Genomic DNA, 8,913 nt, shown 5'->3' with positions numbered 1-8,913 from the left:
AGATCCATGCACGTGTAGCAGTCCTTAACAGATTTACGGAATTAGGTCGCCCACTTACCCAAGTTACGCCTTAAATTTGGATCAATTAGGGGCGCTTTGCATTTCAAATCTTTGTGCAACAAAGCCGAAATAAAGTCAAAAATTGATTTCATATAAATTATCCTATGAATATTTTATAAAAGAATCATAATTGATATTTAAATATGAATATGTGAATTAAGTCACATCAAAAAAATGTTACTTTTTAAAAACTTGTTAAAAATTATGCTAAAGGTGTGTTTTATATATTAAAATTTTTAAAATATTACATTGCGTTAAATTTTATTAAAAAAAATTAACAAATACTACTTATTTTCTGAACTATGGTTAAGAAGAATCATTTACCGCGTGAGAATTATAATGCCTACAGCAGTAAAAGAAAGAATCTTAAATTTAATAACCAAAGATCATCAGAAATATTTCGAAATTGTTGAGTTCTTCTTAGATGCTTCAATACCTAATTCTGCCAAAGAATTAAAGGCATTTAAGGTTTTAGAGAATGAAATTATAACTCTCGAACACATTGATGAGATGCCAAATGAGATAGACCATCTTGTCGATTGGATTCATCATAATAACCGTACACAGTGTGAATATTATAAAGAATACCTAGATAGAAGAAAGCAAGGTGGAGGAAGAGAGTATTTTTCATCAGTTAGTAAAGCTTATGAGTTTTTATACAAGGTTGCACCCACTAAAAAAGTGGATGGTTCATGGCTATATAGCTTTACTCAGTATTGGAATGATCCAGTATTTAGAGATTTTATCCAGATATATTTAGAGGAACTTGGTCTCGGTTCAGAAAAAGCCAATCACGTGAGAATGTACGAAAACCTACTACTGGCACATGGTTTGAATCAACTATCTTTAAACTTATCTGATGCCTATTACCATCAGGCAGCAATACAGCTTGCGCTTGCATATGCACCTTCAGAGTTTATACCAGAGATAGCAGGTTTTAATTTAGGCTATGAACAACTTCCTTTACATTTGCTAATTAGCAATTACGAGTTAAAAGAACTTGGAATTGATGCACACTATTTTAATGTTCATATCACGATAGATAATTTTGATAATGGGCATGCGCAGCTTGCGACCAATGCCATTAAAAAACTTTCTACAAGGTACAGATCTAAAGAAGAGTTCATTCGTAAACTCAAAATTGGATACCTCCTAAATAACAAGGGAATGAGTTCAGTTCAGATAATTAAAAATTTAAGCACCGAAAAAATGGTCCTAGAAATATTTAAGAAAAAAGCGATCGTTGGTAAACATATGCATAGTAATAAATGTATGTTTAACAATAGAACGACGAATGAATGGCTATCTGAAGATGATAGTGTTGAAGAGTTTATTTTTGAGCTTGTACGTATGGGCTGGATAAAATTGAATCGACCACCTGAAGAGAGTAGGTTTTGGCAGATGATTCACGACGAAGAGGGTAAAATGTTTGGAGTGTTTAATGCTGTTGAAAAAACTTTTATTTATGATTGGATTGCTGGCAAATCTATAGATCCTAAGCAAAATCAAGTGAATAATGAGTTTGTGAAAAACTTCCTAGAGACCAATTCATTTAGTTATTTAGCGAACCATGAAATGGCTGAGCTTAAGAAACAATTTGATGGAAGTACGAATACAGGATACAAGATCAACAAACTTCTAAAGTATTTAGCACCTCATATGCATCATCAAGAAATTGGTTTATGGAGTACCCAACGTATTGTTGAGTGTTTATTTCCATCTATAGCCCGCCAATAAAATAAATACTCCAAAAGATTTATAACTTTCATCGTCAAAAATAACCGCCTTCGGGCGGTTTTTTTACTAATATGTGATAATTCTAAAGATAAAAATAAATACATGTTTATTAATAAAAAAATAAAATAATGCTTAGTTTTTTGTAAAAGTATACAAATTTTGAAATAATTTAATTAAAATAAATTTGTATACTCGCCATATCCTAACCAAGCCTTTTAGATGCAAAAGTATACAACTCTGAAAAGTTTATAACCTATTGTAAATACAAAGGAATACAGCTTGATGCTTAACATTCCAATCCATTCCAAACTCGGTGGATTCTACTTTTTCTATTATTCAATAGTGGGTACATTCATGCCGTATTGGAGTTTGTATCTAGAGGATCAAGGGTTTAATTATCAAGAAATAGGTATTTTATCTTCGATTGCAATTGTGACACGTTTTTTTGCCCCATTTATTTGGGGGTGGATTGCAGATAAATCCGGCAAGCGCATGCTTTTAGTCCGAATAGCAACATGGATGGAAGCCTGTATTTGGTTTCTGATTTTTATAATTCCCAACAGTTTTCAGTCTGTTGCATTACTCATGCTGGTTTTTAGTTTCTTTCAAAATGCTATATTGGCTCAGTTTGAAGGAGTAACTTTATTTTGGTTAGCTGAGCGGCGTGCAGAACTTTATGGAAAAATCAGAAAATGGGGATCAGTTGGCTTCATTGTTGGAGTATTTGGAATAGGGGCTTTGCTAGAAATAATACCTGTTTCAATGCTACCTATCATGTTGTTATGCATTGCATTTCTCGCATTTATTTGGTCATTTACGATTAAAGAGCCCGCTACTGCACCATCTTCACAGAAAAAACTTGAACCACTTTGGCCTATCTTAAAACGACCAGCTGTAGCGAGTTTTTTTATCATTGAATTTTTTCTGCTCTTTTCGCATGCACCGTTTTATAGTTTTTATAGCAATTACCTTAAGCAGGCTGATTTTTCGACGAGCCAAATCGGTTTTTTATGGTCTGTAGGAGTCATTGCAGAAATCATTATGTTTGCCTATGCCAATGTCTTTTTTAATCGATATTCTTGGCGTAACTTAGTGCTCATTTGTTTGGGGCTAACAGGGATGCGATGGTTGATTGTAGGCTTATATCCGACGGTGTTTATCACTCAATTTGCTGCGCAAACGATTCATGCCTTTAGTTTTGGATTATTCCACTTAATCGCTATGCGAATCATTTTTCAAAATTTTACCGCAAGTCAACAAGGGCGTGGTCAAGCGCTATACAGTACCATGTGGGGCTTAGGTGTTGCGAGTGGCAGTATTTTAGCAGGTCGATATTGGGACATGCTTTCGGGACCCGTTATTTTTATGATCGCAGGACTGGCGGTTATACCTGCCATGTTTTTGGTCGTGGGCTTGCCTAAAACGAACCAAAAGCCAGCTTGAAACAATTCAGTATATTGAAAAGTCTCAATGGACTAAAATCACTTGATTACGGCCGAGTTCTTTAGCTTGATATAATGCCTGATCGGCTTGATTAATCATACTTTGCAAACTTGGAGCATTGGGCAAAGACTGATGAATCAGACCAATACTCACCGTAATATAAATCGTATTTTGTTCATCAATGATGATAGGTGTAGTTTCAAAGACTTTTCGGATGCGTTCAGCAATACCTTGAGCTTCAGTTGCAGCAATGTTCGTGAGTAATACACTAAACTCTTCTCCCCCAATTCGTGCAAATAAATCAGTTTCACGTAAATTCTTACGCACAATACTCGAAAATTCTTGTAAAACTTGGTCACCGACATAATGCCCATATTGATCATTTAATTTTTTAAAATGATCAATATCCATCAGGATAATGGAAAAGTTAAGCTGAATTTGGTTTTGTAGGTAAAGCTCACCTTGCTCGAAAAAATATCGACGATTCATCGCATGCGTTAAACTATCATGATTTGCAAGGTATAAAACCTCTTTATATAGTTCGTGCCGATTTCGGCTAATAATACAAAGAATCAACGGCGAGAGAATCAGCATGGCTAGGCCAATACGAACTGAAATTGCTGTCGATAAATATGCTAATGAAGAATCGTGTAAGTAGAACGCATTTAAATTGTAATAGGTCGCTAAAATTACCACGGCATTAATTAGGGATAAGGTAAATAAGCGATAGGTTAATGCTGCCCAAATTAGAGCCGCTAAAGGGTAGAGAATTGCCCCTGGACCTGCAGAAACAGCTGTTAAAAATACACAGAAGATAACTGCAATTGCCGGAAATATTTTATTGATCTGAAAGCTTTGATGACGTCGATCTTTGAAATAAAGTTTAAGATCGGCCAGTTTAGGAAAAGACAGAATAAGCGGTAATATAATCAGCGCATTTAATATTTCAGTAATCCACCACATACCAAAATCAATCGATAATCTATCGGTCGACATAAACGTGTTGGGGATATAAGGCACAGTGAAAATAGCAAAAAGAGCACCTGCAAGGCATCCACCACAGGCGATGATGACAATCATGGTCAGAAAGGTGAAACCTTTATTATAGTTTTGATAGTTCACCTGAAAATATCGCATAAAAAATAGCGATACCATGCTGTTGGTTAAATTTGAAAAAGTGAGAAATAAAGTGAGTTGGAAATAATTGCCCGTCACTAAATCTGCGAGCATATAACCGGTAAATGCACCTAACCATCCTCCCAGATTACTCAGTTTAGGGAACCTTAAGAATATTGCTAACAATACTGCATTCGCAGGCCAAAAAATCGCTAAATAGCTTAATGGGCGGGTGAAAATACCGATTAAGCAGCAGCAAAGAATAACTGCAGCGACTATTACAAAAGCCATGCTGTGGCGTGCATTAAGCGGAGCAAGACTATTCGAATGCAGTTTCATTAGCTTATGTAAGCCTAGGTTAAATATGGGAGAATTCGTTTTTTTCGTATATTAAACGATAAAAAAGATTTTATATTATTTTATTGTAAATAGTGTGATTTGTTTGGCATTTAGCTGATTTGTAGTTTCGTTAACCGAGATTGATTTTTTGGATAAATAGGAAAAATGATTGTTATGAAAATGTGATAAACCGCGGATTTGTAAAAAAATGTGTTACTTTAAGAGCATGATTTATATGACTGATTAAATGTATGAAAATAGCATATCTTACAGTTTTACTCATGTTGAGTTCATCGTTGGTGATGGCGGCAGATAATAAGAATACAACTCAAAATTCAGAGGCTAAAAATCAAGTTGAAGCGGTGAATAGCTTTAGGGTGACAACACGTTCTGAATTGGTCGGCTTATGGGGTATGGAAATTCCGACCAATAAAAAGTGCGTTGAATATTATAATTTTAAGAGCAATAATGATGTTGTGATCAAAAGCGGTGAAGAGTGGTCATCTGGGGTATATGACTATCAACCTGCGCAAGATCCGAATGTGCAAATTCCAGCACTGATTTTACAAGTGAAATATGACAATAATCAGATGGATTGTTCGGGCAATATTCAAGATCAAACCGGCGAAATTTCACAGTACTTTGTAAAGTGGAAAAGTCCATCGGTTATTAACTTCTGTGCTAACGATCAGGCTCAGCAGTGTTTTGCGACATTGCGTCGAGTATTGCCTTAAGCATGACATATTGATATTTCTTCTTATGAAAATAAAAAACCACTCATTTGAGTGGTTTTTTTGACGCTGAAGATTTATTTATCTTCATGTCCTTCGACTTTCTTTAATAGATGCTTTTCAAGATAGTGAATATCCATTGCTTGTTCGCAGAAATTTTTATCTTGAAGAATCAAATCTTTATGTAGCGGAATATTGGTTTTCACGCCAGTTAAGATAATCTCTTCGAGAGCTTGTTTCATACGCGCAATAGAGGTTTCACGATCTTTACCATGCGCAATGAGTTTTGCAATCATTGAATCATAGTATGGTGGGATGCTATATCCTTGATAGATATGAGAATCTAGTCGGATACCTGCGCCACCCGGTGCATAGAAATGATCGATTTTGCCCGGTGAAGGCATAAATGTAGATGGATCTTCCGCATTAATACGACATTCAATCGCATGACCTTTAAGTTGAATATCTTCTTGTTGAAGATCCAAACCTAAACCGGCAGCAATGCGTAATTGTTGCTCGATAATATCTACGCCAGTCACTTGCTCAGTAACAGGATGTTCTACTTGTACACGAGTATTCATTTCAATAAAGAAGAATTCACCTTCTTCAAATAAGAACTCGAATGTACCCGCACCACGGTATTGCATTAATTTACAAGCATTTACACACGCTTCAAGAATATGCGCACGTGCTTCTTCAGGTAAACCCGGTGCAGGCGCTTCTTCAAGCACTTTTTGATGGCGACGTTGCAATGAACAGTCACGATCATAAAGGTGAATTGCATGGCCATTACCATCTGCAAGAACTTGCACTTCGACATGGCGTGGCTTTTGAAGGAAACGTTCCATATAAACGGTGTCGTCACCAAACCACATTTCCGCATCACGTTGAGCAGCTTGTACAGATTCGAGTAGCGTGTCTACACGTTCAACGATACGCATACCACGACCACCACCACCTGAGGCAGCTTTTACAATCAATGGAAAGCCAATTTCTTTGGCTTCTGCCAATGCATTGTGAATCGTTACAGCATGGTCACAACCCGGAACAGTCGGTACGCCGGCTTTTTTCATCGCAATAATGGCAGAAACTTTGTTCCCCATTAAGCGAATGTGTTCAGGACGCGGGCCGATAAAGATAAAACCTGAGTTTTCTACAATTTCAGCAAACTCAGCATTTTCAGATAAGAAACCATAACCTGGATGGATGGCATCTGCACCGGTGATTTCAGCCGCTGTAATAATGGCAGGAATATTAAGATAACTTTCGCTGCTGGCACCTGGTCCAATGCACACAGCTTCGTCACAGAAGCGTAAGTGCATTAGGTCTTTGTCGGCATCGGAATAAATCCCTACGGTTTTAATTCCTAAAGTTTTGCAAGCGCGTGTGATGCGGAGCGCAATCTCACCACGGTTTGCAATTAAAACTTTTTGCAACATTGTGATTCCCCGTGGTCTTAAGCGCGATAGCGGAATAATGGTTGACCGAATTGGATCACTTCGCCATTTTTAACCAAAATTTCTTCAATCACACCGCTTTGAGTTGCTTCAATTGGGTTCATGATTTTCATTGCTTCGATGATACCGAGTGTTTCACCAGCAGATACAGTTTGACCAACTTTAACAAATGGTGCTTCACCTGGATTTGGCGCAGCATAGAACACACCAACCATAGGAGACGGCTCAACAGCACCACGTGGTGAACGAGGTGCAGCAGGTGCAGCGGCGGGAGCAGCCATAGCAGGCGCAGCGGCAGCAACAACTGGATTGCGACGAGTTAGAGCGATAGATTGATCGCCTTCTTTAACTTCAATCGCCTGTAAGTCAGATTCAATCATCAAATCGATGAGTTTCTTGATTTTACGGATATCCATGAACAGTATTCCTAATTAAGATTGAGAAGTTGGTTGAATTTTTTCGATGGCGAAGTCTAGTGCTGCGGCATAGCCTTTTGCACCTAAACCACAAATAACGCCAACGGCTTTATCAGATAGATAGGAGTGATGTCTAAATGCTTCGCGAGCGTGGACATTTGATAGATGTACTTCGATAAACGGAATGGCTACACCAAGAAGGGCATCACGCACAGCAACCGAAGTATGTGTTAGGGCTGCTGGGTTAATAATGATGAATTGAACGCCTTCTTGTTGCGCTTGATGAATTCGGTCGACGACAGCGCCTTCCCAATTACTTTGGAAAGTGTCGAGAGAAATGGAAGCGTTTTGAGCCTGTGAAATCAGTTTTTGGTTGATATCTTCAAGTGTTAGATAGCCATAAACTTCGGGTTCACGTTTTCCCAGTAAGTTGAGATTCGGTCCATGAATGACCAAAATGGTCGAGCTCATTCAGCCTGCTCCAATAAAAAGTTGCAAATTTACTTTGCAAGATACCTGCAAAGTTTGCTCATTATGGCATAAAATTCCACATTTTTTTTATAATTTCTTTGAATTGACGTGAAAAGCATGTGCCGAGAATGGGCTATATAATGCGAACTTTGCAGAGAATTGGCAATGTTAAAAGATTACATTTTTATCATTATATTGTAGGACATCATTTTAAACCCAATTGGCTAAAACTTTTGATATTTTTTGTGTAAACTTGCTTTATCGTGGTGCGTACGTTTAGCAATAACCAGTGCGAATGATCTAAAAGGTGTGCTGATTTGTGTATCCACCTTATAGATCTTTAGTTGAACAGCCTAAGCATGCATAGCCGTAAAGATGGTATTTATACAGCGACTTAAAAAATTCTAAGGTTTAACTTATTTCGAGTGTAAAGGAATCTAAATTGTTCTCAGTTTTCAATCGAGTTATTTGAAATAATAAATCAGCTTTGTATGCTAAGTATATAAAAACTAAAAGATAGTTAATTTTTTTTATGGTTTATAAAGCATATTTCTAGGCCAATAAAAGGTTTTCATAAATGATAGGGCTCACGCTAGATATTTTGTTTGCCTCAGTGAATTGAATATTCTATGGGAGCATTTCCTTATAAGTAGGCAGCTTTAGATATGATGAACATTTATTGCCTAGCTAAGTCATACTTTATAGACCTATATATAAGCGTATTAACCATCCTGTGTATTTTCTAGTCAGTGTTTTGAATCTATGAAACGTGCAAGGCATTGACGATTTCTTTCATAAATCATGTAAGTTTGGAAAATCGGGTATTTGTCCAAATTTGTACAGGTATTGGCAAAAGTTAAATCTGTGGTGGTAAAGAAGCTTGCTGTTTGCATGCTGATTCTATTTTTTATTCGTCTATTACTGTGTTTTAGCGGTATATGTGTTGAATAAGTTTCCTTTCTTCTTGTTTATACTTTTAGGTGGAATCTACCGCATTGAGTCTTTTTCTATAAATGAATGGCTTTGTTGCACAAAGATTTGAAATGCAAAGCGCCCCTAATTGATCCAAATTTAAGGCGTAACTTGGGTAAGTGGGCGACCTAATTCCGTAAATCTGTTAAGGACTGCTACACGTGCATGGAT

7 protein-coding genes are annotated in these 8,913 nt (G+C 36.9%); 3 read left to right on the top strand and 4 right to left on the bottom strand.

Annotation, left to right across the window (positions count from 1 at the left end; genetic code table 11):
- The first annotated feature begins 399 nt into the window (after nucleotides 1–399).
- On the top strand, nucleotides 400–1,797 hold the full coding sequence (locus FTU22_RS16005) for an iron-containing redox enzyme family protein (protein ID WP_180095423.1): 1,398 nt from the start codon (nucleotides 400–402) through the stop codon (nucleotides 1,795–1,797).
- A gap of 282 nt (nucleotides 1,798–2,079) precedes the next feature.
- Entirely contained in the window at nucleotides 2,080–3,240 is a 1,161-nt protein-coding gene (locus tag FTU22_RS16000; protein ID WP_180095420.1) for an MFS transporter, read from the top strand.
- Nucleotides 3,241–3,264: 24 nt separating this feature from the next.
- On the opposite strand, the gene FTU22_RS15995 is transcribed toward FTU22_RS16000, so the two are convergent.
- Nucleotides 3,265–4,647: a GGDEF domain-containing protein gene (locus tag FTU22_RS15995; RefSeq protein ID WP_249679873.1), complete on the bottom strand. Its 1,383-nt coding sequence runs from the start codon at nucleotides 4,645–4,647 to the stop codon at nucleotides 3,265–3,267.
- A gap of 299 nt (nucleotides 4,648–4,946) precedes the next feature.
- Here FTU22_RS15995 and FTU22_RS15990 point away from each other — a divergent pair, with 299 nt between their 5' ends.
- On the top strand, nucleotides 4,947–5,429 hold the full coding sequence (locus FTU22_RS15990; RefSeq protein WP_078190792.1) for a hypothetical protein: 483 nt from the start codon (nucleotides 4,947–4,949) through the stop codon (nucleotides 5,427–5,429).
- A gap of 74 nt (nucleotides 5,430–5,503) precedes the next feature.
- Here the strand turns inward: FTU22_RS15990 and accC are convergent, their stop codons facing one another.
- Genes accC through aroQ form a run of 3 tightly spaced genes read right to left on the bottom strand, consistent with a single transcriptional unit; the run spans nucleotide 5,504 to nucleotide 7,770 of the window.
- Entirely contained in the window at nucleotides 5,504–6,865 is a 1,362-nt protein-coding gene (gene accC / locus FTU22_RS15985) for an acetyl-CoA carboxylase biotin carboxylase subunit (protein ID WP_111885487.1), read from the bottom strand.
- A 17-nt stretch (nucleotides 6,866–6,882) separates the two neighbouring features.
- Entirely contained in the window at nucleotides 6,883–7,299 is a 417-nt protein-coding gene (gene accB, locus FTU22_RS15980) for an acetyl-CoA carboxylase biotin carboxyl carrier protein (protein WP_078190790.1), read from the bottom strand.
- A 15-nt stretch (nucleotides 7,300–7,314) separates the two neighbouring features.
- A complete protein-coding gene (aroQ, locus tag FTU22_RS15975) occupies nucleotides 7,315–7,770 on the bottom strand; it encodes a type II 3-dehydroquinate dehydratase (RefSeq protein WP_078190789.1) in 456 nt (151 codons plus the stop codon).
- Nucleotides 7,771–8,913: the final 1,143 nt, after the last annotated feature.

Source organism: Acinetobacter sp. YH12076, from assembly GCF_013419525.1.
Lineage (GTDB): Bacteria > Pseudomonadota > Gammaproteobacteria > Pseudomonadales > Moraxellaceae > Acinetobacter > Acinetobacter amyesii.
This window is presented reverse-complemented; position numbering and strand designations above follow the sequence as displayed.

What these genes read in the sequence shown, in the direction of transcription:
- FTU22_RS16005 (WP_180095423.1), top strand. Translation starts at nt 400, where the DNA reads ATGCCTACAGCAGTAAAAGAAAGAATCTTAAATTTAATAACCAAAGAT.
- FTU22_RS16000 (WP_180095420.1), top strand. Translation starts at nt 2,080, where the DNA reads ATGCTTAACATTCCAATCCATTCCAAACTCGGTGGATTCTACTTTTTC.
- FTU22_RS15995 (WP_249679873.1), bottom strand. Translation starts at nt 4,647, where the DNA reads ATGGCTTTTGTAATAGTCGCTGCAGTTATTCTTTGCTGCTGCTTAATC.
- FTU22_RS15990 (WP_078190792.1), top strand. Translation starts at nt 4,947, where the DNA reads ATGAAAATAGCATATCTTACAGTTTTACTCATGTTGAGTTCATCGTTG.
- accC (WP_111885487.1), bottom strand. Translation starts at nt 6,865, where the DNA reads ATGTTGCAAAAAGTTTTAATTGCAAACCGTGGTGAGATTGCGCTCCGC.
- accB (WP_078190790.1), bottom strand. Translation starts at nt 7,299, where the DNA reads ATGGATATCCGTAAAATCAAGAAACTCATCGATTTGATGATTGAATCT.
- aroQ (WP_078190789.1), bottom strand. Translation starts at nt 7,770, where the DNA reads ATGAGCTCGACCATTTTGGTCATTCATGGACCGAATCTCAACTTACTG.